This is a genomic window from Shewanella carassii (genome assembly GCF_019670705.1).
Lineage (GTDB): Bacteria > Pseudomonadota > Gammaproteobacteria > Enterobacterales > Shewanellaceae > Shewanella > Shewanella carassii.
On the sequence record NZ_AP024618.1, the window covers coordinates 3,869,744 to 3,894,357 of the forward strand.

The 24,614-nt window shown below is 54.9% G+C and carries 20 protein-coding genes and 1 pseudogene; all 21 read right to left on the bottom strand.

What is annotated here, in order from left to right; all coding sequences use genetic code 11:
* Position 1: 1 nt before the first annotated feature.
* The 21 genes and pseudogenes from K5621_RS17380 to K5621_RS17480 all read right to left on the bottom strand — a co-directional run bounded on the left by K5621_RS17380 (position 2) and on the right by K5621_RS17480 (position 24,593).
* Positions 2–976: an HlyD family secretion protein gene (locus K5621_RS17380; protein ID WP_028781331.1), complete on the bottom strand. Its 975-nt coding sequence runs from the start codon at positions 974–976 to the stop codon at positions 2–4.
* Positions 966–2,366: a TolC family protein gene (locus K5621_RS17385; protein WP_221049890.1), complete on the bottom strand. Its 1,401-nt coding sequence runs from the start codon at positions 2,364–2,366 to the stop codon at positions 966–968. The genes K5621_RS17380 and K5621_RS17385 overlap by 11 nt, the downstream gene beginning before the upstream one ends.
* 489 nt (positions 2,367–2,855) lie before the next feature.
* Positions 2,856–3,060: pseudogene (locus K5621_RS17390) on the bottom strand (alpha-amylase family glycosyl hydrolase); the annotation flags it as partial.
* A gap of 107 nt (positions 3,061–3,167) precedes the next feature.
* Positions 3,168–3,680, bottom strand: coding sequence for a hypothetical protein (locus tag K5621_RS17395; RefSeq protein ID WP_198552062.1), 513 nt, complete (start codon positions 3,678–3,680; stop codon positions 3,168–3,170).
* A gap of 426 nt (positions 3,681–4,106) precedes the next feature.
* Entirely contained in the window at positions 4,107–5,555 is a 1,449-nt protein-coding gene (gene tldD / locus K5621_RS17400; protein ID WP_109247108.1) for a metalloprotease TldD, read from the bottom strand.
* A gap of 36 nt (positions 5,556–5,591) precedes the next feature.
* Entirely contained in the window at positions 5,592–6,437 is an 846-nt protein-coding gene (locus K5621_RS17405) for a carbon-nitrogen hydrolase family protein (RefSeq protein ID WP_028781337.1), read from the bottom strand.
* Positions 6,361–10,677, bottom strand: a complete 4,317-nt coding sequence (locus K5621_RS17410; RefSeq protein WP_221049891.1) for a YhdP family protein — start codon at positions 10,675–10,677, stop codon at positions 6,361–6,363. The genes K5621_RS17405 and K5621_RS17410 overlap by 77 nt, the downstream gene beginning before the upstream one ends.
* Positions 10,677–12,143 (bottom strand): ribonuclease G, encoded by a 1,467-nt coding sequence (rng, locus tag K5621_RS17415; protein ID WP_167387627.1) that lies wholly within the window; start codon positions 12,141–12,143, stop codon positions 10,677–10,679. Before rng ends, K5621_RS17410 begins: the two co-directional genes overlap by 1 nt.
* Positions 12,144–12,274: 131 nt before the next feature.
* Positions 12,275–12,877 (bottom strand): Maf family protein, encoded by a 603-nt coding sequence (locus K5621_RS17420; RefSeq protein ID WP_044735292.1) that lies wholly within the window; start codon positions 12,875–12,877, stop codon positions 12,275–12,277.
* 1 nt (position 12,878) lies between these two features.
* On the bottom strand, positions 12,879–13,367 hold the full coding sequence (gene mreD / locus K5621_RS17425; RefSeq protein WP_025011856.1) for a rod shape-determining protein MreD: 489 nt from the start codon (positions 13,365–13,367) through the stop codon (positions 12,879–12,881).
* On the bottom strand, positions 13,364–14,242 hold the full coding sequence (mreC, locus tag K5621_RS17430; protein ID WP_221049892.1) for a rod shape-determining protein MreC: 879 nt from the start codon (positions 14,240–14,242) through the stop codon (positions 13,364–13,366). Before mreC ends, mreD begins: the two co-directional genes overlap by 4 nt.
* A 42-nt stretch (positions 14,243–14,284) precedes the next feature.
* Positions 14,285–15,334, bottom strand: coding sequence for a rod shape-determining protein (locus K5621_RS17435; protein ID WP_025011854.1), 1,050 nt, complete (start codon positions 15,332–15,334; stop codon positions 14,285–14,287).
* Between the two features lie 208 nt (positions 15,335–15,542).
* Entirely contained in the window at positions 15,543–16,985 is a 1,443-nt protein-coding gene (locus tag K5621_RS17440; RefSeq protein ID WP_221049893.1) for an inorganic phosphate transporter, read from the bottom strand.
* 120 nt (positions 16,986–17,105) lie between these two features.
* A complete protein-coding gene (locus K5621_RS17445; protein ID WP_221049894.1) occupies positions 17,106–20,561 on the bottom strand; it encodes a DUF6701 domain-containing protein in 3,456 nt (1,151 codons plus the stop codon).
* A complete protein-coding gene (locus K5621_RS17450) occupies positions 20,554–21,027 on the bottom strand; it encodes an MSHA biogenesis protein MshP (RefSeq protein WP_229672031.1) in 474 nt (157 codons plus the stop codon). The genes K5621_RS17445 and K5621_RS17450 overlap by 8 nt, the downstream gene beginning before the upstream one ends.
* Positions 21,017–21,853, bottom strand: a complete 837-nt coding sequence (locus K5621_RS17455) for a PilW family protein (RefSeq protein ID WP_221049895.1) — start codon at positions 21,851–21,853, stop codon at positions 21,017–21,019. The genes K5621_RS17450 and K5621_RS17455 overlap by 11 nt, the downstream gene beginning before the upstream one ends.
* A complete protein-coding gene (locus K5621_RS17460) occupies positions 21,853–22,353 on the bottom strand; it encodes a type II secretion system protein (RefSeq protein ID WP_100141880.1) in 501 nt (166 codons plus the stop codon). Before K5621_RS17460 ends, K5621_RS17455 begins: the two co-directional genes overlap by 1 nt.
* Complete coding sequence (locus K5621_RS17465) at positions 22,343–22,810, bottom strand: pilus assembly FimT family protein (protein WP_221049896.1); 468 nt, start codon at positions 22,808–22,810, stop codon at positions 22,343–22,345. Before K5621_RS17465 ends, K5621_RS17460 begins: the two co-directional genes overlap by 11 nt.
* A gap of 108 nt (positions 22,811–22,918) precedes the next feature.
* The gene (locus K5621_RS17470) at positions 22,919–23,434 is read right to left on the bottom strand and encodes a type II secretion system protein (protein WP_221049897.1); all 516 of its coding nucleotides are present in this window, start codon (positions 23,432–23,434) and stop codon (positions 22,919–22,921) included.
* 15 nt (positions 23,435–23,449) lie between these two features.
* Positions 23,450–23,956 carry a prepilin-type N-terminal cleavage/methylation domain-containing protein gene (locus K5621_RS17475; RefSeq protein ID WP_100141877.1) on the bottom strand — a complete coding sequence of 169 codons (507 nt, stop codon included), beginning with the start codon at positions 23,954–23,956 and terminating at the stop codon, positions 23,450–23,452.
* A 34-nt stretch (positions 23,957–23,990) separates the two neighbouring features.
* Positions 23,991–24,593: a prepilin-type N-terminal cleavage/methylation domain-containing protein gene (locus K5621_RS17480; protein ID WP_100141876.1), complete on the bottom strand. Its 603-nt coding sequence runs from the start codon at positions 24,591–24,593 to the stop codon at positions 23,991–23,993.
* Positions 24,594–24,614: the final 21 nt, after the last annotated feature.

The following is a 24,614-nucleotide window of genomic DNA, read 5'->3' on the forward strand; positions in this document are numbered from 1 at the left end:
ATCAAGACTTTTCAAGTAATACTGACATGCCCACTCGCAGATCGGCCACCGGCTCCAGCGGCCTGAGCTCCACTTCAAAGGTACGCATATCAAAGTCGTGGCCACTCTCGGTCGCCCGCCAAGTGGCGAAGTCGCCCAGCACACTGATGTGGCTGACCTCAAACTCGACACTGCGTTGCAGCGCCGGCAGTGTCAGGGTCATACGCTCGCCCTTCTTGAACTGCTTGAGCTGATCCTCACGCACCTGAAACACGGCCCAGGCATCTGTCATATCCACCAAACTGACCACAGGAAAGCCACTGGGTGCCAGCTCGCCCACCTGCAACAGCACCTCAGTGATTTCACCGCCCTTGGGCGCGCGCATCTGGCTGTCGGCGAGTATGGCACTGACCTCTTTCACCGCGCCTTCGGCCATACGAGCATTACCGGCCGCGGCGGCCTTGGTTTCTTCCCGGGCGCCCTCTTCGGTCATTTGATACATGGCATAGGCGGCCTGCTCGGTATACTTGGCAGCCTGATATTGGGTAAAGGCTTCATCACGCTTTTGCCGGGCAAGTACGCCATCGCGGAACAGGTTTTCTACCCGGTCGAAGGTAGTCTTGGCCAGCTCACTGGCGGCCTTGGCCTTGAGCCACTGCTCGCGGGAGGCGGCCACCTGCTGCTTACGGGCACCGCTGTCGGCTTCCTGTTGCATCGCCTTGGCGGCATCGCGGCCACCCTCGGCCTGCATCAGCTTGGCATTGAGCTCGGGGCTGTCGATAGCAAACAGCAGATCCCCTTCACTGACACTGTCTCCGCGGCGCACCAACACCTGCTCTACCCGGCCCGGCACCTTGGAAGACACATTGTATTCCCTGGCCTCTATCTGCCCCTGCAACAGCTGTGGCTTGGGGGAGTAAGCCAGGATCAGCCCATATACCAGCGCCGCCACTATGGTTACCAGGGCCACTATGGCCACTAAAGGATTAACCCGCATCCTGTATCTCCTGCTTGTCACTGCGTCCGATAAATTCATCCAACTGGCCACTGACCGCCATCAAGCGGGCATAGGCCTGAACATAACGATATTGAGCCGCCAACTGCTTGGTGCGTACGGCACTGAGCTTGAGCTCGGCGTCCACCCTGTCGATAGAGGTAGACAGCCCTTGATTGAAAGCCAGTTCCCGCAGCTTGAGGTTTTCCTCTGCCAGCGCCAGAGAACTGTTCAAGGCATTGACCTCCTCTTCGGCCTGCAGCAGTTGGCGATAGCTCTGATCCACCAACAGGCTGAGATCCTGACGGGTTTGTGCCTTGGTGTATCTGGCCTGCAGCAGGGCGCTCTTGGCCGCCTGCACCTTGCCACTGCGACCATCACGGGACAGCAGCGGCACCTTGACCCCGACGCCTACCATCCAGTCGGGTTCGACCTTAGAAAACAGACTGTCGTCTTCATAGAGGGTGTAATTACCGTAGAGGAAAACCGTGGGGAAGTATTTTCCCTTTTCCATATCGACCAGGCCCTGAGCCTGGGTCTCTTTCGCTTCCAGCAAGCGCAAGGCTGGATGCTGCTTCAGTGTCAGCTCAGTCAATTGCGGCAATGAAGGGGAATTTGGCACCATAAACAGCGGTGACTTGGTGGCGATATCAGTCTGGTGCAGCAGGCGTGACAGGGCTATCAGCGCCATCTCATGGCGGCGTTTGGCACTGCCGAGGTCGACCTTGGCCTGATCCAGTGCCACCTGGGCATTGAGGCGCTCGACTCTGGCGATCTGCCCCTGTTGTTCCAGTTTTTCAGCGTGGCTGTAATGCTTTTCCAGCGATGCCACCAGCTGAGCCTGGGTCTGCACCAAAGCCTGGGTCACAGTGACGGCATAGTATCTGTCTACCAGTGTGGTAAACAGCTCACGCCGCGCCAACTCCAGTTGCTGCTTCTTCTCAGCGACCTGAGCCGCCTGAATGCCTTGAGCGGCAGAGATCTGGCCACCGGTATAAATCGGCCACATCGCCTGTAAGCTGGCTCGGAACACATCCTGCTCGGTAAAAGGAGTCACAAACATGGAGCCGGGAAGCGAGCCGATAATGCCACCTATGGCCGGTGGCAGAGTGGCGGGATCCATAGAGGCGAGTGGATTGAGATCGCGCAGATCCAGCTCTATCGGTTTTTCCAGCCTGGTATAGCTGCCGTTGATGTTGAGCGATGGCAGATTAAGGTCGCGCCCGGCCTCTTGCTGCGCCTCGGCGCGGCTGACTTCCTGGCCTTCGGCCGCCAGCTTGTCGCTCACCTCCAGCAACTGTTGCCAGGCCGAGGCAAAACTATAGTCTGCGGCAAACGCAGGCTGAGCCGCCAGCGGCCACAACAGCAACCAGGCAAATTTGGTCAATTTCATCTACACCCCTAGAGTAAAAACTCTAATTCCTGAGCAAAAAGGATATCATCCTCGCTTGTCGGCCACCAGTTAACCTTGCTGCGCGGCGGCGCAAGACAGCCAAATTCCGCGGAAACAAAGGTTAAAAAACCTGACAAGCCACTGGATCCTAGTCTTTTTTAAGCTGTATTGAAACTAACACTAAGAGTGAAGCTTGCCGACGATTATCTCGCCAAGTATGAGACTGGGTTATACACACCCAGATCTTTAGCTAATCTGCTACGTATAGCAGCAGTTTCCAGACTTTAAGCCGAGCAGTCGTATCGGCGAACCTGCACCGAGGAATAGACACACATCCTAAACTCACGAATTTAGACTTACAGAATTGCGCTGTTCCCCTTGGATGTTGCCGAGAGCCTGTTAGCGCAAATAAAGTAGCCAGCGGCGAATGGGCTATGGGCGTGAGCCAAGGATGGCGAGCAGACCTTATCCGTGGATGAATTTGGATGCCAGCACCAAATGGTAGTGATTACTCATGACCGCATAAGCGCAAACAACTGCCTGATTTTATCCACTATCCAGCCACGTCTATGCTGGTAACTGCGCCCCGACAGAGCATCTTCACCACACAAAAATGCCCTTCTACGCAACGGTTAATCACGTGGTAAAAGGGCGTACTTTCAGCATCTATCAACTGGCGACGGGCAGTGGTCATAACCAACCTCGACTGAGCTTTGATCGGTATTTCAAATACCTAGTCTAGGCTGTGTGAAACATCAAAAAGATATGGCTGTCCTATCTTTTCGGCGTCCTATCTTTTCGCTATCTTTTCGATGGGCAGAGAACAGAACCTACTAACGGTTCTTCCACAACCTCACACTCTAGCGTTCCATTTACGGAGAGCTTAAGAGGGTTCAAAGGTGTACAACATTCATTTTCAGGCGTTATGGAGTTTTCGACTTGGTACTTAAAAATGTTGTCGCTATCTTGCGTATAAGTAAACTCACATCCCGAAAATTCACCATTATTGCTATCGTCAAGAACCATACAATAGCGTGTAACTACCTGAAATCTGTCTTCAAGCTCGGTAAAAGTTTGAGAGACAATTGCAACATGCCCCTCGTAGCATTCGAATATGGTCTCTATAAATTCACGTTCGTTCAAAAAAGAACCACTCATATTTATTGGTCGAAAATAAATATAGGGGCGGCAAAGGACACTATTATTGTAGCGAAAGACAACGCTAAGCTCGTCTTCCCCTATGTATTCGTAATCATTTTTATTCAAAGTTATATGCTGCGTAAAGTACGCTAATTTGAGCATTGTATCTTTCACTATCTAATACCTTTACTTAGAGCTAACAACGGCTTCAGGAGAATTTTCACATAACGCCCTGTTCTAAGGAATCCCCAGATAATTCCCTTTTTATTCAATTCAGTCACAATATACAGGGCATCCTAAACACTTTCTGAGCTGCAAGAAAGCCCGCTGCAGGGTGTCAGTCTCTGATAAATAACGACGGATTTTTGAAAATGAGACTCTCTGAGACGCTCACTTTCGGAGGTTCATGCAGAATTGTCCTTGCCAGGCCTGCCTGCGGCAGGCTTAAGCCTGTTTCTGCAAAGATCACCAACGATTTAGATTAATAGGGATGCATTTGCTCCGGGACTTTCTGCCGCCACAGCGGCTATCACTTTGCCAAGAGCAATGCAGGAACCAGCGCTAAACTCAGCTGCCGAATCAAGGATTCGACAGCATTTCTCAGGCTGTGCCACCGACCGTCAGGCGGTCCAGTTTAAGCGTTGGCTGCCCAACCCCGACCGGGACACTCTGGCCGTCTTTACCGCAAACGCCGACGCCTTTGTCGAGTTCAAGATCTGTGCCCACCATGGAGATCTGCCCCATGGCTTCCGGGCCGTTGCCTATCAGGGTCGCGCCCTTCACCGGACTGGTGATCTCGCCGTTTTCAATCAGGTAGGCTTCAGAGGCCGAGAACACAAACTTACCCGAGGTGATATCCACCTGACCGCCACCGAAGTTGGGGGCGTAGAGGCCTTTTTTCACCGACTTGATAATATCGGCAGGCGCCGACTCACCGGCCAGCATATAGGTGTTGGTCATCCGCGGCATAGGCAAGTGAGCGTATGATTCGCGGCGGCCATTCCCGGTGGGCTTTTGTCCCATCAAGCGGGCATTGAGTTTGTCCTGCATATAGCCCTTGAGCATGCCGTTCTCAATCAACACTGTCTTGTGCGCCGGGGTACCTTCATCATCTATGGTCAGCGAGCCACGGCGGTTTTCCAGCGTGCCATCGTCCACCACAGTGACCAACTTGGAGGCCACCTGCTGGCCAATCTTACCGCTGAAGGCGCTGCTGCCCTTACGGTTGAAGTCACCTTCCAGGCCGTGGCCAACCGCTTCATGCAACAAGACTCCAGGCCAACCTGCGCCCAGAACCACAGGCATTTCACCGGCGGGGGCGTCTATCGCCTGTAGGTTAACCTGCGCCTGACGCACGGCCTCGCGGGCAAAGGCAAAACACATGGGCAGGCCGTCATCAGCGGCAGCCATCAGGGTTTGATAGTGGTGACGACCACCGCCACCGGCGCCGCCCCGTTCACGGCGGCCGTTTTCTTCGAGGATCACCGAGCAGTTGAAGCGAACCAGCGGCCGGATATCCGCCGCCAGAGTACCATCGCTGGCAGCCACCAGTATCTCTTCATGCACCCCGGCCAGGCTGACCACCACTTGAATGATGCGGCTATCCAGGCTGCGGATATAGGCATCCGCTTCCTTGAGCAGGGCGATTTTACGGCCCTCTTCCAGTGCCGCTATCGGATCTTCACTCAGATACAGCGCCTTGGCGCCGCGGCGCTTCCAGGCCTGAGTTTGATAGCTGCCCCCAGTCTGGGCTATGCCTCTGGCGGCATCGGCGGCGGCAGCCAAGGCTTTGGGGGTTATCTCATCGGCGTAGGCGAAACCTGTCTTTTCACCACTGATGGCTCGGACACCGACACCACGCTCAATATGAAAACTGCCTTCCTTGACTATGCCATCTTCCAGCACCCAGGTTTCATGACGGCTGCCCTGAAAATAGAGATCGGAAAAATCCACCTGGTGTTGGTGGATTCGCTCCAGGTAAGTTTGCAGATCGTCGAGGTGCAGTCCCTCTTGCAGTAAACTCTGTCCCACTTGGGTTAAAAATGGCATTGGGTCTCTCTCAATCCGGCCCTGTGGCCTTGTTGGTTATTTCCGCTTACCGTCGCCCAGTTGCGGCGGCAAAAATCTATTGTGTGTCTCTACGGGCATGGCGCTGCGCACCCGCGCTAACTCGGCCTTGTCCAAACGCGCCTGCACCCAGCCTGTGCCTTCGGCCTTCTGCGCCAGAATGCGTCCCCAGGGGTCGACTATCATGCTCTGGCCCCAGGTCTCGCGGCTTCCTTGATTATGCTGGCCCCATTGCGCCGCCGCCAGTATAAAACACTGGGTTTCTATCGCCCTGGCTCTGAGCAACACTTCCCAGTGCGCCTCGCCTGTCACCTTGGTAAAGGCCGAGGGCAAGGCGATGATCTCGGCGCCTTGCAAACGCAGCGCCCGAAACAGATCCGGGAAACGCAGATCATAACAGATAGCCAGGCCGATGCGGCCAAAAGGGGTATCTACCACGCTTATCCGCTCACCCGGGCAAAAAGTATCGCTCTCGCGGTATTGGCCTGTACCGTCGGTCACTTCCGCGTCAAACAGATGCAGCTTGTCGTAGTCGCCGAGTACCTGCCCCTGATCATTAAATAGATAACAGCGGCTGTAAACCCGGCCATCGCCACTGGCTACCGGAATAGAGCCGGCCAGCAGGAATACCTGAAATTGGGTGGCAAGTTCGGCCAGTTGCCGTTTGAGCGGGCTTTGCCCAGGCTCACCGGCCCAGGCCAGCTGCATGCTCTCATGGCCACCGAACAGCAGGCTGCACTCGGGCAGCACCACGAGTTGGGGTTCATTATCTTGGCGGGGAAGAGTCTCAAGCTGCGAGACGATAAATTGCAGGTTCTGTTCCGGCTCGCGGCAACTCTGACACTGTAGCAGACTGACTTGCATGTTCGACTTCCTGTTTCACTGGCACTTCTGTCTTGGGTTCACTCGGCGATTTGAGCGGCAGCGGCGTGACTTTATCGGCTTGAGGCAAAGGTTTTTCAGCCTCAGCGCCGCCACCCTCTTCAACAGCCCTCTCTTGGTCGCTATTAAGCACTTTGGCTTTGTTGCCCTTGGCTTGATCGCCTTGGCCTGCATCCGTGGCCGCAGGCTCATCGTCCTGCACTTGAGTCTGTCCTTTCCCAGGCGCCGACTTGGGTTGCCGTGGCAGTACAGACTCAGGGATCTCTATCTCTTTACTCTTTCGCTCCAACTCTTCCAGCTTGGGGTCTGACATGGTGCCGGTCAAGCGGAAACGTATCTCTGAAATAATCTCAATCACAGGTTCCAGCACCTTGGTCAGGGCAAAAGCCCCCAGGCCCATGGTCCAGGCGCTGGTACTGAGCAGCACAACAGTCGGCACGCTGGAGGCCAGTTGCGGCACAAAGCGAATATCATAGTTGAGGCTCTCGGTAACCAGATCTGTATAGCCGCGCACCTTCATGTTCCCGGCAATGGCGTCCATCTCGGTATTGGTGGTCTTGAGCACCCCGTTCTCCAGGGTCAGATCGCCACCAAAGGAGTTGTAATACAGGCCCTTGCCAAACACATCGGTAAAGTCCAGTGACAACTTGCGTAACAGCGAGTCCAGACTGAACAGGGAGAAGATCCGCGCCCCCTTGTCACTGAGCTGTTCGATATGCCCCTTGCCGAAATCGAAACGTACTTTACCGCTGAGACTCTCCAGATTGAATTCCGATGGCGCCCCCTGCCAATTGAGCTCGGCCTTGACCTCCAGCGGCGAGTCTTTCACGCCGGGATCCAGTCCCAAGCGAGTAGCCAACAGATCAAATTTATCTCCCTTGAGATTGAGTTCGACCTGGGTCCGATTGTTACCGTCATGGCTCAGCCATTCCCCCTTGCCCTGCAAATTGGCATCATCGCTGCTGAGCGCCAGAGTCTGGATCTGATAGCCCGTCGCCGACGGGTTAGCCTGCAACAACAAACGCCCCAGCGCCATATCCTGATAGCGGAAATCATCCACCTCCACCGCCAGCGGCGGCAGGTCACTGCCCTGAGGCAGATTGGTTTCAGGCTCGGGCTCGGATTGCGCTTTGGACTCAGGCTCAGCCGCTATTGGATTCAGATACAGGCGCGAGGCCACCAGCTTCAATCCTTGGCTGTACCAATCCGGGTAGATCTCTACCCGACCGGAAAACTCCGGTGACAGTCCCTCTATCTGCCAGGCATGCTCTCCGGGGCGGGCACTGAGTTGCAACTCGGTAAAGCGCTGCCCCAATAGCTCAAGCTGCTTCACTCTGGCCTCTATCCCCTTGAGCGGCGGGAAAAAAGCTTTATCTGCTGCAATGCTTGTGGTACCGGCCGTGCTCTCGGTTTGAGTCTCAGCCTGGGTCTTAGCCTGGGTCTTAGCTTGAGTCACGGCTTGAACTGCTGTTTGGCTCTCGGCTGCAGCCTGTTTGTCATGATTGCCACCGCCGATAAAGGCGTTGATCAGCGGCTGCCACTGGGCAAAATCCACCTCATCCAGGGCCAGCCGTAAGTGACCATCCTGTTTTTGCAACTGATCGCCGCTGCGATAGAGGCGCCCCAGCAGCAGGTCATAGTGTTTCAGGCCCTTACCTGAGTCGGCATCAAAGCCACCCCAGAATTCGGCCTTATCCCCCAGACGCACGCCCAGGGAGCTGGTCTTGTTGTCACCAAGCAGCTCGGCCTTGAGCGTCAGCGCCTGCCCGGGCGCCTTTTGATAAGGCGGCGGCAGCAGCAACTCCGTCTGCTTGAGATCGGCATTAACATTAGCTTGAATTCGATAGCCTATCTCATCAAAGATCAGCTTCAGATTCCCCTGCCAATCCAACGCGCCCTGATAAAAATCGCTTAAAGGATTGTCCAGCTCGGACGGCAAGTTGGCGAGGTTCCACTGGCCCTTGAGCCTGGCATTGAGCCCCATATTCTGGTTGACCTTGCCGGTATCAAAACCAAACTGCAACGGCTGGCCGAACAGGCTGGCACTCAAGCCTTCGCCCTTGACCACCTCGTTATGAAAACTCACCTTGCCGCTGACCTTATCCAGCAGCACCCCGGGCTCACGAATATAAATCGGCACCCCGGCAAACTGGACATCACCCAGGATCTGCGCCTCTTCACCGTCATAGAGCGGAATACTGAGATCCAGCTTGCCGCTAACAGGCCCCTGAACCTGCACCACATCCAGGGTGATACCGACACTGTCTTTAAGCGGCGAGCGCTGCAACACCTCGGTGGCATCCTGCCCTTGAGTCGCCAGTTGCGCCTCGACCCGCAGCAGACTCTGGTGATCCATCTTGGGGATATAGACATGGGCGCCATCGGCCGCCACATTCAAAAGCTTGCCCTTGTTAACCCAGAGATCCATCCGGGCATTTTCAAATAGCGCCTTGAGACTCAAGTCGGTCACCGCCGGCCAATCCGGCTGGAAGGCATATTCGGCGTGGGTCAGATTGAAACCGGCCTGAAATACCCCGGAATGATCCTGATAGGGAAATCCGGCCAACTCACCATGCCAGACCACGGCGGCATCATCGCTGCGACCGGCCTTGATGGCGCCTTCCAGATAATCGGCCAGTGACTCACCCATGGCATGGCGCGGGAAATAACGCCCGGCATTGGCGGCGTTGAGCAGTTTGACCCGGGAAGACAGCGCCAGGTGCGGCTTGTCGGCCAGCAGCAAACGCATAGAGGCGTCCAGGCTGATGTCGTCATTGCCCAGATGCAGTGCCGGCAGCATCAGCGCCTGACTATCGAGCGAGAAGCCCAGCTCAAAGGCATCGGCGCGAAAACTGAGCGGCGCCTTGAAACCGTCGCCAAAGTCCAGTTTATAGTCCTGGGTAGGCAGTGCCGCACTGAGGAAGTTGTCCCGCCACCCCAGAGAAAGATCGATTGGTGTGCTGCCGGGAATGGACTCGGCAGCTTGCCAGCTAACCCGCTCCAGCGTCACTTTGGCTTGCAGTTCACCGTCCTTGGGGCGATAGAGGGCCAAAGGCCCGAGCTTGCCCTGAGGCCTGAGCTGCTGCCAAGTATGCAAGCCGTCCAAGGGCATGCCGGGAATCAGCGGCAACAGCGGCATCAGACCATCGAGTTGTAATTCATTGAGTTTGCCGTAAAGCACCCCGGCGGTCTCCATGGCGTGAAACTCCAGCTTGGGCCAGGGCTTGTCATTGGTTGCCAGCTTGAGCTCGCTGCTGTCCAGGCGCCAGCCATCGGCTATGGGCTGCCAGGCTATCACACCGCCGTCTATGGCAAACTTTTGAGGCTCGTCTCTGAGCGACCAGCGCAGCCAACTGGGCAACAGCTTGATCACCCCGGATTCCAGACTGCGATTGGCAAATCCGACCCAGGCCTCCAAGTTAACCACTCCTTCCAGCGGCAACTTGGTCTGTGGGTTATAAGGATTGGGTTGGCGTGAGGCCCACTTGCCGAGATCCAGCGACTGCGCCTGCAGATAGGCCTGGCCCTTGATACTATCTGGCTTGTAGCCATCGCCCTTGAGATCCAGCCTGAGAGTGAGTTGTTCGGTCGCCGTTGCCAGCTCATCCAGATAGAGGGCGCCGCGGCCCTGATGCAGCGATCCCTTATTGCGCCAACTGAGGTCCCGCAGATGAATGGGGCGATAATCATGGTTGCTGGACAGCAGCTGCACACTGGCATCGCGAATAGAGAAACGGTCCAACTGCTCCAGCAGCAAGGCATAGAGCCAGTCAATATTGGTGGCTGGGGCAGGTTTACTTTCAGTATCAAGAGTCGCGGTCGATTTTTGCCCCAGATGATCCAGATCCAGCGCCAGTTGCACCCCGTCGAAGATCACGTCTTCCACTTGCGGGCTGGCGGTAATCAGACTCTGCCAGAAATCCAATTTGACATCGACCTTGTCGATCATGAGTGTCACCGGCAAACGCTCCTGCGGCGGCAACACCAAGTCCTCAACCGTCAGCGCCGGGCCGAAGGCCTGCCAACGGGCCGACAGACTGCCTATCTTGACCTCGACGCCATATTCGCGCTCGACATAGTCGGCCAGTTGTTGCTTGGCTTCATCCAGTTGCGGCAACAGTCCGCGGATGAGACTCACCATCAAGGCGAACAGCACCAAGGTCACGGCCAAGGTGCGCCAGCAATAGCGGCCGAAGGTTCGAGGGCAAAAAGACAGCCGCACTAGACCATCACCACATCATATTTACTCTGCACATACATGGGCTCGCAGTGAATGCGAATACGCTTGCCGATATAGACTTCGAGCTCGGCCACCAGGTGGTTCTCGTCATCGGACAGGCAGGCGTGCACCGCAGGGGCACAGTAAATCAGGAATTCATCGGCATCATAGGTGCGGTTGAGACGGATGATCTCGCGGAAGATCTCAAAGGAGACGGTATCCACTGTCTTCATCGAGCCGGTACCACGGCAGGCAGGACACTCGCCACAAAGCACATGCTCCAGGCTCTCGCGGGTACGCTTGCGGGTCATTTCCACCAGGCCGAGGCCAGAGAAACCTGAGATATTGGTTTTGACCCTGTCATTGGCCAGTGCCGTGGCTAGGCTGTTGAGCACCCTTTGTTTGTGCTCATCCTGCAGCATATCGATAAAGTCGATAATGATAATGCCGCCGAGATTACGCAGCCGCAGCTGACGGGCAATCGCCTGGGTCGCTTCCAGGTTGGTGTTGAATATGGTTTCTTCGAGGTTACGGTGGCCGACAAAGGCTCCTGTGTTAATGTCCACAGTGGTCATGGCTTCTGTCTGGTCGATGATCAAATAGCCGCCGGATTTGAGTTCCACCTTACGCTCCAGCGCCCGCTGAATCTCATTCTCCACATCGTAGAGATCGAAAATCGGCGCCGGGCCACTGTAGTGTTCTATCTTATCGGCAATGTCCGGCATAAACTCCTGGGCGAAATGCAGCAGCTCCTCGAAGGTGTGGCCCGAGTCCACCTGAATGCGATCGAGCTCGGCACCGACAAAGTCCCTGACAATTCGCACCGGCAAGGCCAAGTCCTGATACAACAGCGTGGCCTTGGGCCTTTTGCGCCGCTCGCTGACCTTGGCCCACACCCGCCGCAGGAAAGCGGCATCCTGCGCCAGTTCATCTTCACCTATGCCTTCGGCCGCGGTGCGAATGATAAAGCCGCCGTCATCGTCGACAAAAGGCAGGGTAATCTTCTTCAGCCGCGCCCGCTCCTCTTCGGAGTCTATTCGCTGGGAAACGCCCACATGGCTTGAGCCCGGCATAAACACCAGGTAACGGGAAGGCAGGGTAATATCCGTGGTCAGCCGCGCGCCTTTGGTGCCAAGGGGGTCTTTGACCACCTGCACCATGATGTCCTGGCCCTGACGTACCAGCTCGGCAATATCACGCACCACGAAGTTGCCCTTTTCCACATCGGCAACACACTCTGTGTGCGGCACTATGTCCGAGGCATGCAGAAAGGCCGCCTTTTCCAGGCCGATATCGACGAATGCCGCCTGCATCCCGGGCAAAACCCGACTGATCTTGCCCTTGTAGATATTGCCCACCAAGCCGCGCTTCATACGCCGCTCGATATGCACTTCCTGCAGGACACCGTGTTCTACCAATGCGACTCGCGCTTCCGTGGGCGTCACATTGATCAGCAGTTCTGACCCCATCTTCCGCGGAGCCTTGCTATTGACTGTGCGACTGGTATTCACGATTTACCCTTGTTGGATGTTAATTCATTGATTTTATCGGCTGGCGGGCGTTAAAGCTGCTAAAAATTCGTCAGTTTGTGTAAGCGAGCTTACAAACAACCGGCCTTGTGCAACAGCGACCGGGTTTCAGCCATGGGCAGGCCCACTACCGCCGAATAACTGCCTTCAATCTTGGCGACAAAGCTGCCACCCAGCCCTTGAATGCCATAGGCTCCCGCTTTGTCCATGGGCTCGCCCGAGGCAACATAGGCCTGAATATCGGCATCACTCAAGTCGCAGAAGTACACCTGGGTGACCACCAGAGCCGCCTCTGTGCGCTTGCCATCGGTCAAGGCCACGGCGGTCATCACCTGATGACTGCGACCACTCAGGCTCTTGAGCATGGCGCAGGCATCGGCCTTGTCCACGGGTTTACCCAAAATTCTGTCGCCCAATACCACTATAGTATCTGAGCCCAGCACTAGAGTATCAGACCCTTGCTGATGTTCAGGGTTCCCGCGCCACAGGGCTAAACCCGCTGCCGCCTTCTCTTCGGCCAAGCGGCTGACAAACTGCTCCGGGGTTTCCCCGGCTTGATGACTCTCGTCGATATCGGCGGGCAGGATCTCAAAACCAAAGTTCGGATTTCCCAGTGCCAGCTGCGCCAAAAGCTCGCGGCGTCTGGGGGAGGCTGAGGCCAAAATCAGCGGCATATTAACGTACCTTGTAGTGGCGCCTGATGCGGCGCAGTATCCAGAAGACCCAGGGCCAAATAACCAGGCTGGACAGGGAAGGCAGGAATAGCTCCATGGTAAAATGCGCCCCTGATACCACAAACTGGGCCCAGAAAATAATCAGATGATAGAAGCAGATCAGGCTGGCGATCACCAAAGACTGCTGCCACATGGGGAAGTTACGCAACTTCTGAAAGTGCAGTACCACCACATAGATCACCAGGGAAATGGCCAGTGCGCGGATCCCCAGGGTTGCCCCCAGTAGAATATCCAGTAGCACCCCCAACACCCAGGCGGTGAGAATATTGTATCTGTGGGGCAGTGCCACGGCCCAATAGATCATCACCAGCACCAACCAATCGGGGCGCCAGGCGCTGAACATTTCCGGTACCGGCATGATCTGCAGCAGCATACCCAGCAGCAGGGTCAGCCATACCGCCAAACGGCCATTAGCATTTTCCAGGCTCATGATTCGGCTCCACTGTCAGCATCGGTTGCAGCCGACTCTTGTGACTCAGGCTTGGCGCCGGGATGGTCTTCAGGCCAGATAAGCAGCAGATAACGGATTCGGTCCAGCGCCGCCAGCGGCTGCGCCGTGACCTTGAGGTAACTCTGGCCATCGTCCCGGGAAACCGAAATCACCCGCGCCACCGGATAACCTTCCGGGAAGCGGTTGCCAAGCCCGGAAGTCACCAGCAGATCGCCGACCTTGATGTCGGTACTCTTGGCCACGTGTCTGAGTTCTATCTCATCGAGCTCGCCTATGCCGTTGGCTATCAGGCGCACATCGTTGCGGGTAATACGCACCGGCAAGCCGTGTTTGGGGTCGGAGAGCAGCAACACCCTGGCCGTGAGTTCGCTGACCTGCACCACTTGGCCGACAACCCCCTGGGCATCCACCACCGGCTGACCAACAAACACGCCGTTGCGACTGCCGTGGTTGATCACCACATAATGATGAAAGGGGTCGCTGGCCACTTCCATCACCTCGGCCACCATCTTGCGCGAGTCCATATGCACCGGCGAGCCCAGCAGTTCACGCAGGCGTTGGTTTTCCTGGCGCAGGTGTTCAAAACGCTGCAGTCTTTCACTCATCAGCAGTTGCTGGCGCAAGAGTTCTTTGTTTTGCTGCTCCAGCATGTCACGGGTCGCCAGACTCTGGGCAGACCAATCCAGCAGCTCACCGGGCACGTTGGCCAGGTACTGTAGAGGGCTCAGTAAAGATGCCAGCGACTGTCTCGCAGGTTCGAGACGATCATTGGCAACCAGCAGGATCACCGACATGACCACTGCCAGAGTCAACCTGAACTGATTTGAAATACCGCGAACAAAAATAGGCTTCATAGAAAAGCTAAGGCGGTAAGATACCGCCTGTGCTGGAAAGTATTAGTTTTCTTCTGAGAACAGGTCACCACCGTGCATATCGATCATCTCCAGTGCTTTACCGCCGCCGCGGGCCACACAGGTAAGCGGATCTTCGGCGACCATTACAGGGATCCCGGTTTCCTGCATCAGCAGACGGTCCAGATCCCGCAGCAAGGCACCACCACCTGTGAGCACCATACCGCGCTCAGAGATGTCGGACGCCAACTCTGGAGGCGACTGCTCCAGTGCGACCATCACGGCACTGACAATGCCCGACAGCGGCTCTTGCAGCGCTTCGAGGATCTCATTGCTGTTCAGGGTAAAGCTTCTCGGTACCCCTTCGGCCAGATTACGGCCGCGCACTTCAATCTCCAGTACTTCATCACCTGGATAAGCCGTGCCGATTGTGTGCTTGATGCGTTCGGCAGTTGCTTCACCAATCAGGCTGCCGTAGTTGCGGCGCACATAGTTGATGATGGCATCGTCAAACTTGTCACCACCAATACGCACGGAAGAGGAGTAAACCACGCCGTTGAGCGAGATAATGGCCACTTCAGTGGTACCACCACCGATATCCACCACCATGGAGCCTGTGGCTTCGGAAACCGGCAGGCCGGCCCCTATGGCGGCTGCCATTGGCTCTTCAATCAGGTAAACCTCACGGGCGCCGGCGCCCATCGCTGACTCCTTGATCGCGCGGCGTTCAACCTGAGTGGCACCTACAGGCACACACACGAGTACCCGAGGGCTTGGACGGAAAAAGCTGTTGTTGTGCACTTGCTTGATAAAGTGCTGCAGCATCTTCTCGGTCACGTAGAAGTCGGCGATAACCCCATCTTTCATTGGGCGGATGGCCTGAATATTACCGGGGGTACGTCCCAGCATCTGCTTCGCCTCAGTACCGACGGCGGCCACGGATTTCTGCCCAGAGCTGCTTCGTTCGCCACGGATGGCGACCACGGAAGGCTCATTCAATACAATGCCTTCTTCACGAACATAAATGAGAGTGTTAGCTGTACCCAAATCGATCGACAGATCGTTAGAAAAAATGCCACGCAGCTTCTTGAACATGTAACTAGCCTGTATTCTGTGGAGTCAGAAGAAATGAAAATCAGCTAACTTTATCAATGCCTCCGGCATTCCACAAGACTCACGGAGTTAACATTCGCTAATCCGTGAGGGTTTTTAGCATATCTCGGTAAAAGAGATCGGAATGCGCTGAAATAAAGTTGCCAAAAGCTTGGATCATGCCAATCCCTTGACATGATTTGTGCATTTATCAAGCAAAAAGGGTTTGCACCAGCATAAAGAGCCCGGCCGACAAAACTATGGTCATAGGCAGTGTCAGTACCCAGGTCAGCAGGATCTGTTTGATGGTATTTTTCTGTACTCCAGAGCCATTGGCCACCATGGTGCCGGCCACGGCCGAAGACAGGATATGGGTGGTGGATACCGGCATGCCTGTCATACTGGCGATACCGATAGAACCGGCGGCGGTCAACTGCGCGGCAATCCCCTGACTGTAGGTCATGCCACCGTTACCAATTTTCTCGCCAACCGTGTGCACAATCCGGCGCCAGCCCACCATGGTACCGCAACCCAGTGCCAGGGCAACGGCCACTATGACCCATAGTGGTGCATATTCGGTAATGGCATTGAGCTCACTACGCCAGTGTTTTAACTGACTGACTTCGGCAGCGGGCAATGGCTGTTTGGCCAACTTGCGGGTGCTGTCATCGATACAAAGGATCAACTGCCGTGCTTGCCGACGCTGTTCCTGAGTCAGCTCTTTAACCGTATTCCCTTGTTCAAGGAGCCTATCTAGGCTCTGCATCGAAGCGATGGCCGAGTCCTGACAGCGACTGTCGGCAGCGTGCTCACCCAAGTTAGCCACCAGTTGCGGGTTGCGCTCATACAGAGCCATGATGCGCCGGTTGGCATCTTGAGCCTTATCCATATCGAAGCTTTGACTGTTCAAGTCCAGGGCAAAATAACCCGGCGCCATGCAGATAAGCACCAACATCACCAGACCTATACCCTTCTGACCATCGTTGGAGCCATGGGCAAAACTGACCCCCATGGCCGAGGCTATCAAGGTAATCCGGGCCCAAAACGGCGGGTGCTTCTTGCCATTGACCGCCATTTGCTCCGCCGGAGTACGATGTAGCTTGGGCTTACGCCAGATACGCTTCATTACCAACAGCAAAATCGCCGCCAGAATAAAACCCAGAGTTGGAGACAAGAGCAAGGAGAGCATGATATCTATCGCCTTGCCGGTATTGACTCCATCCAGCGGCGATTGACCGTTAAGCCAGGCATAGGCGCCACCAACCCCCATGATGGAACCAATCAGAGTATGAGAACTGGAGGCTGGAATACCGAAGAACCAGGTGCCCAAGTTCCAGACGATGGCCGAGAACAACAAGGAAAACACCAGCAACAACCCTTGTGATGAATCCATGTCCAGCAAGAGCCCGACTGGCAGCAGATGCACTATGGCGTAAGCTACGCCGAGCCCTCCCAGCAACACCCCGGCGAAATTGAACAGCGCCGAGGCCAGCACGGCGCCTCTGGCCGGCATGGCATTGGTATAAATCACAGTGGCTACCGCATTGGCGGTGTCATGGAAGCCATTGATAAACTCATATGCCAAGACAAAAAGTACCGCAAAGATCAGTCCTAAAGACCAGACCCACCCCAAACCCGCAAGCGCTTCCAACATAATTTAACCAGCCTAAAACAGCAGAGGCTGTCGATTATGCTCAATGTGAGTTGAAGACAAAGTTAAATTATCTACATGTTGACACTTTAGTGATTCGCTTCACACTCTTGTCAATCGGTTTCAGTTAACTTCACGCCAGCTTATGATCCTGTCATTGCCGCGATAGCGGCCAAAGAAGACGCTGGCTCTGGGGTCGCTAAGAGCGCCATCATTGAGTCCATTCCAATTCCAGTACCATTGCAACCATTCGGGCACCTTGAGAGGAGCCGTCACCTTACCGCGATAAGCCGAGCTGCCGAGTGCCCGCCACAGAAGTTCAAACTCGCCCCTCTCGGCGCGAACATAATTACCGCTATAACTAAACCGGCTCACATACTGACCGGCGCTGAGTCCGGGTTCAAACTGGTAACCCAGTGCCGGCAAATCCAGTTGAGACTCAAGCGACGTATTGAACACACTGCAGTTATCCAGGTCATTCAGGCGCCAGCCGCTGCCATCCCAATACTCTGTCCGCGCCGCCATATTCAAGGTCTGATTTTCCGGGCCAAAGGTATTTTCCAGCGCCAGGCGACCATGGCGCATCTGCTGACTACCAAGACGCACGGCACTGCAGTTGCCCCCCACGGCACAATCACCAATGAAGTTACTTTGCATATCGCTGTCCAGCAACTTGGCAATCTTGTCCGGATCCCGCACTTCCAGGCCTATATCCAAGAGTGGGAAAGGTCCATCAGCCTGCAACGGCCCCTTGCGGGCAAACTTGAGTTGCCCGCGAAACGCTGCCTGACCTTGGTTCCAGCTATCTGCGAATATCTCTCCACCGAAAACCCGACTATCCAGGGCCACTCCGTCGAGTTGATTTGCCGCCTGATAACGGCTGTAAGCCTTGGCAAAGTCACCGAAATAATTTCGGGTTAACTGCCTATCCAGCGACAGAGCACTGACGCTATAACGGACATCAAAGGGCTGATCCATATAGCTGAAACCATAACAGGCCGGCAGCAAATTAGCGTCATCGACACGGAAAAAGGCCGGCACAAAGCGCCCGACCGGCGTTGCAGTTTTGCCACTCGGTCCCTGCCAGTATCTGCTGCCCACCAAGCTAGGGAAGGCCACACTGCCCTCGTAGGGCAAGGGCGCCGTGACCCCAAACTCAAACACCCCAACCTCACTGACCGCTTGAGCAAGCCGATTATTCTCAGGCGTTTGCTGGCGCAGATGATCATACTGCTGCAGTTGCAGTTCACCCGCTTGACCCGATGCCGGGGCAATCAGCTTATGCCATAAGGAGAGACCTGCCTGCTGATAGGATGGTGTGGTGGGGTTATTGCAGAGATTGGTATTACCATACTCAGACCAAGCCTTGGCGCTGATGCTGAGTGGGAAATTTTCCTGCGCTCGCCGAAAAGGCGCACAGGAAGCATCAGCCGCCTGACAGTATTGCTCGGCCTCGACACAGAACCCCAACGGGAAGCTGACAAAATCATCGGCGCCATGCATCACCAATCCGGCATCCCCGCCTCTGCTACTGCCACGATAAAGGGCATTGAGCTCAACCCGGCCAGCATCGGGATAGTTAACATCGATTCGGCTCTGCCCCTGGCTGTCAAAGGCCAAGGTCAACGGCATGGCTATGGTTTGATTATTGCCGATCTCCTGCCAACGCCAGGCTCCCGTCTGCTTCAACGCCACCTTGGGGGAACCGACAACCGCCGATAGGGGGTCACTCCAGAAAGCCAGGGTCTTGTAGGTATTGGCAAAGGCCGGCACACATTGAGCCGTGCCATCAGACTTCATTGCCTTCACAAGCACGCTCGTCTCTGGCTTGTTGGCCAGCTTATCAGCCACCTCAAAGATGAAACCACTGGAAGCAAAACTCAGGCGACAGGCCGCCGTACTCAAGGGACCATTGCCACTGCGGCAAAGGGTATCACTACCGGGGCGGGTGGCCGGAGTCGAGGAGGAAACCCCCAGAGTCAGCGGCCATAGATCAAACTTCTGCAATTGAATTTGGGTACTGCCACCGTTGAAGGTGACCGAACTTGCCGGTAACCAACGCCCGTTGCCGACAGGATTCGGGCTCAAATTCGCCGTGACTGTACCGGTAAAGAGTTGCGAACAACTGGCATTTTTACAGGCTCTCAAGGTGATGGGTTCGGCACGGCAAGTAAAAGGTGAGGCGCTGTAATCGAACTCAAAATGATGCACCTGTTCGCCCACGGGTTTTGACTCCAGGGCACAAACCTTGAAATTGTCGATCTCATGGTTGTTGTAGGCATCACCGGTAGAGCCGGTAAATGACAGGTAAAAATCTTCCGGAACCCGGCTTTGCCCCCAGAATCGGCGCACGTTGAATGAGTCCACCAACTTTTGGTAGCCGTTTCCTATATCTCGTTCGACAGACACCATAGTGGTACCCACCCGACGAGAGTCGAGAGTAAGCTTATACCTGTGCCCTGGGGCGGGATACTGAGTGCCTCGAACATCTATCCTGGGGGTGATGTAAGCCCCGGTGCCATTCAGATAACGATAAGCGCCCGCCTCTGCACCTCTAATGGACACAGATTGACGCCGAAAACCCGGCCCACCCACACGCCCTTCGATCGGGTTGGAAAAATTACCGTACTCATCCAGAGCAACCCCCAGCCAGCCACCGGCAAACCCCGGGGTACCATCATTACGCTGGGCATACCCCAAGGCGCCACCGAAACTGCCCGGCTGCGGCGTCACGGCCGCATCCGAGAGGATCACCGCCACCCCATCTCCGCCGGTGCCACTCTGGGGCGACCAAGAGTAATAATCGAACTCTACCGTGACCAGGTTGCCTTCGGCCGGAAACAAGCGCTGATAAGTGCTGGAAGTGGCCTGATTGCCCCGCGCCTGAGTCAGACGCAAACGGCCATCGACTATGTGCGGCGTCACCGAATACCCCAGCACCTTGGTAGCCCAGTCATCCATCGACAGCGAAGCCGCCCGGAAGTCATCACTGAAACAACCTAAAACTGGCGTTGGCTCATTACTACACATGCCACCGAAATCGGCCTCTTCGACGGCACCGAGGTCGATATTTACATCCGAGTTGCCCTTGATGTCCAAGGCCCCGCCTGAAGCCATGGCACCGCTGATGGAAGCCCCACCGGCTACTTTGACCGAGCCTGCCACATAGATGATGGCATTCACCGTATTTTGTCCGGTAATATCCAACGAACCGCGCACATAGATGATCAGGTTCTCAGCCTTTCCTCCTGGGTTCAGGGTGGCATTATTCAGAGTCAAACTATCGAAATAGAGCCTGGTCGTGGTCGTGGTTGGGTACAGAAAGCGGCCATGAAAAAAACTGCCATGACTAAAATTAATATCGCCGGCCGCCAGGGGCTGACTACAAAACGTGCCGTTATAAGGACAATGCAGCACCCCCTGCGTTGGAGGCAGATTGGGGGGCGGAACAAAACCGTCATTTAGATGGTTACCACTAGGCGGATCGGTAAAAATATCACTGCAAAGAGGCACGGCAAAGGCCGTCATAGGCCAAGCGCCAAGCAAGATCCCGAGTAACAGCAGTATGCGACTATTCACGGGCTTCTACCTCCACAACCCGACTTACCCTCAGACATTGGCTGTCTGCTACCGCTGCCGCGCCGCAACTGCCGCTCTCGCACACGGCCAGACTGCGAATACGGTAAAGTTTAGCGCTATCTGGGCTTGCATCCTGGCTCAAAGTCTCGCAACTGAGCTGTACATTGCAGCCGTGAAATCCACTCACATCCGGTACCGCCCAGCTTGAGCCTACTGCGGCGCAGCCTGCCGTACCGCCGCTCAATGGGAACAGGCGGGCCAAGGCCGCATCGGCGCCACTATTGGCCGCATTGAATGCCCTCAATCCCCAGACCTCCAGATTAACCCCCTCATCGGCATCGCCGCCCACTCTCAATAAGGTCGCGGCCAACAATGACATCACCAGGATCACAAAGATGGCTATCACCAGGGCACTGCCGCGCTGATGTCTTTGCATATGATAGTGATAATTTCGACTAGGGAACATTGATCACCTGCACCTGATGTTGATACTGAAATTTTTCACCAACCACAGAAAACTGCGGCTGCAACTGCACTATGGCATTATTGACCAGAGTCGCCGGCAGCAACTGCACCGCCGGGTCGATGGCCAGATTGTTACTCAAGCCTTCGGCCATTAGAACTCCTTGCCCCATACTATCCGGCAAGGGCTGATTGGTTCGATATCCATAGTGGCTATAACGGCGAATGCTGCCATCTGCCTGAGAAAAACAGTAGCTGACGGGTTGCTTGGCCACATAGAAACGCTTCGCCGGTGAGGCTTCGGCGAAGTTAACCGCGGCGGCAAACCGCAACCTCAGCAGTGAGCCATTGGCCGTGACCTCATCTATGGTGTGGCGCTTGTTGCTGGCTGCGGCATAAATATCTGCATGGGTCAGCGGATAAACCAGCAATTGTTCACCGGCCGAAATCGCCGTCGCCGGGGCAAATACTGTGGCATTGTCTGCTTGGATATCCGGTGCCAAAGGCAATGACAGATAGCTGCCGCTGGCACTGATAGGCACAAACTCCAAACACTGCAGCTGAGAGCTCGACTGCAGCCTAAGGCTGGAAGGCACGGCATTACGCAGCTCACGGTTCAAACGTTCCATCACGAAACGGCTGCTGCCCAACACTCGGTCGATAGCGGTCGAATCCACAAAGATACGGGTACCAAAGATAATAAAGCTGCTGACACCGACCACCAGAATGCCCAGAATGAGTATCACAGTGACCAATTCCACCAAGGTAAAACCCTTGGTAGAGCCCAGACCTTTGGTCTGTATTAATCCTTTTCCCTGCCCCAAGCGCATCAGAAATTACTCCTCAGCACATCGTAACGGATTGCCTCGCCTGCAGGAGTGGTGACGGTAACTGTCACCAATTTACTGTTGGCCTGATAACTGGATACCCGAACGCTGAGACCATAACCGGGATAAATGCTCTGGTAACTCTGGCTGGAGTTAAGCATCAGACTTTGTTCGTTAAGACCTTGATAATCATCGATATCATCAAACTGCTCCCGGCTCTCGCCATCCGGTCCATAATGGGTTTCCTGGGTACAGGGGAAGCCACCCACACCGTCACAGGCGGGCAGACCACCGTTGGCGCCGCTGCGCTCATCATAACGCTTGCCCCAGATCTCATTGATCACAGCCTGAGCCAACTCGGCGCTGCGCACTCGGTGCAGAGTCTGCGCCGCATGATCGCTTTGAGGAAACAACACACTGGTCAACAGCACTAGGGCAATGCCGAGCACCAACATGCCGATCACTAGTTCTATCAGGGTGAATCCCCGCGCTTTAGCCTTCATGGATATAGCCCTCGGACTCTATGGCGATAGTCAGGGTGTCATCGGCGACCACGGAGAGACAGGCGCCATTGCAAGCAAGGTTGGTGCGGCCTAAAGCATCGAACTGGATCTGAAAATTGTTAGCGCCGTTACTCTGAAGCCGTATTTGAGTATTGCGCGGCAAGCTTTCGGCGCGATTACTGCGGATGACGCTCGTGCAATCCTGGGTCAAATGGCTGAGTTGATAGGCGCTGTTGCTGATAGTGAGCCGATAACAGCGGTCGGGATTATAGAGTGCTAACATCTGGGTCTTTTGCAGCTCGGCAATCAACTCCTGTCGCAGCGTCCAGGCACTGTAACTACTGGAGGATACCAATTTGGGCAGCACCACGACGGCAAGTATGGCCAGCAACATGATAGTCACTACCAACTCCACCAGAGTAAATCCCCGGGTGCCTGTCCCCTTAGTCGCAGCCATATGATTTCCCGCCAATGCTATACCCGCTCAAGTATGGCAAATAAGCCCAATAGTTTGAATCCTGATGTAAAAAAGGCCTGCTTGGCAGGCCTTTTCAGCTACGGGCTATCAGCAGCCTGTAGTAACTGCATTCACAGTAATTGGACCATATGAGGTAAGATTGTTGATGTATTCAACATAGCAAGTCCCAGGCTCATTCGCGGCCTTGGGGCTGTTACTTCCCTGGGGATAAAAGTAAATCGTTTTGGCTTTAGAATCTTCAACATAAAGCCATTCGCTTGATGTACCTTTATCAGAAGCATTGATGTCCAATGCATTGGCTAAAGAGCCCGTCCATTGAGGAAGTGCATGCCCATAGTTCAACAATACAGAGTTACCTGCATCCACAGTTATACTCGGAGCAGGCGAAGTGCCCGAAGCAACTTTTTCATTGCCAGCAATCAAGGATTTGGAGTTAACCAAAGTATCAGCTCCTTTGATAGCAGCCTCCAAACCTTTAATCGTTGAAGCTCTGGCATCAGACTGTAGATTCAAAAATTTAGGCGCAGCAGTGACAGCCAAGATCCCCAAAATAATAATAACCACCACTAATTCAATTAGCGTAAAACCTTGTTGTTTATTCATTTTTATTCCTCTGGATTAACAGCCTGATTTTTCAACATGGTAGCTGGGCAAAGCACCTTTTGCTGATGATTGGAGATATTCCACCCAACATTTAGCAGTATCAGAAGGTGTCAGGTCTGCTGGATGAATAATTGCCGCACCTTTCAGTGTCGTTGTAACTGAAGGCGCTCCAATAATGGCCCACTCTGCAGCGTCAATATCCAGAATTGCAGTCAAATCTGCTTGATTCTGTTGAATATAGCCAAACGCAACGTTAGCGCTGATGTCATCACTGGCATCCGCATTACCTTTATCATCAATGATGATTGAAGCTGTCGCAGTCCCCTCTTTGCCTTGAATGGCTGCCTTGGAGTACACCATGGCGTTGGCTCCCTGAAGTGCCGCCTTCATTCCCTGGAGAGTGGACTCCCTGGCATCGGATTGCAGATTGATAAACTTAGGCGCTGCTACCACCGCCAAGATACCGAGAATAATGATCACCACAACCAGCTCGATCAGGGTGAAACCTTGTTGCCTTTGCATAGCGCTTTCCTTTGGTTCAAAAAATACAATTCAATCAGTTGTTGAAACTCAAGACCTGGCCAGTTCCCGGGTTATAGGTAATCCCTTTGGCGCCAGGCGTTGTCAAATCCGGCGCGGGAGTTGCCACACCTGAATTTTGGTTCAAGGCCAGAGACGCCACTTGATGGTAGACACAGAGATCCAATCCGGTCACCACAGTACCATCAATGGCTGTGGCGCTGGCACCTGCGCCTTCCAAGACTCTGACGGTATAACGCTGATCCCTGGCATCTGCGGTATAGAGCACATTCTTAGGGGCACTCTGCAATACTGTGTTGAATACTTGCTGGCAACTGGCATCATCCATAGCGGTAGCCGAAGTATTACTGACTCCTGTGGGATAACCAAAACGGGTATCCAGAGACACAGTCGTACCATCGAGGATAACCGAAGTATTGCGGCGACCATCGACCTCCCATTGAGAACGAACAAAACTCACCGCGGTGGCCAGGCCACCTGTCACGCCTTCGAGACTGGCATCCTCGGCATCATCGGTCACATTTAAAAAACGTGGAATAGCGGTCGCGGCCAATAGCCCCAAGATCACTATCACTATCACCAACTCGATTAACGAGAAGCCTTGTATCTGTCTTTTCATCCAGGTTTCCTCCACCCATTT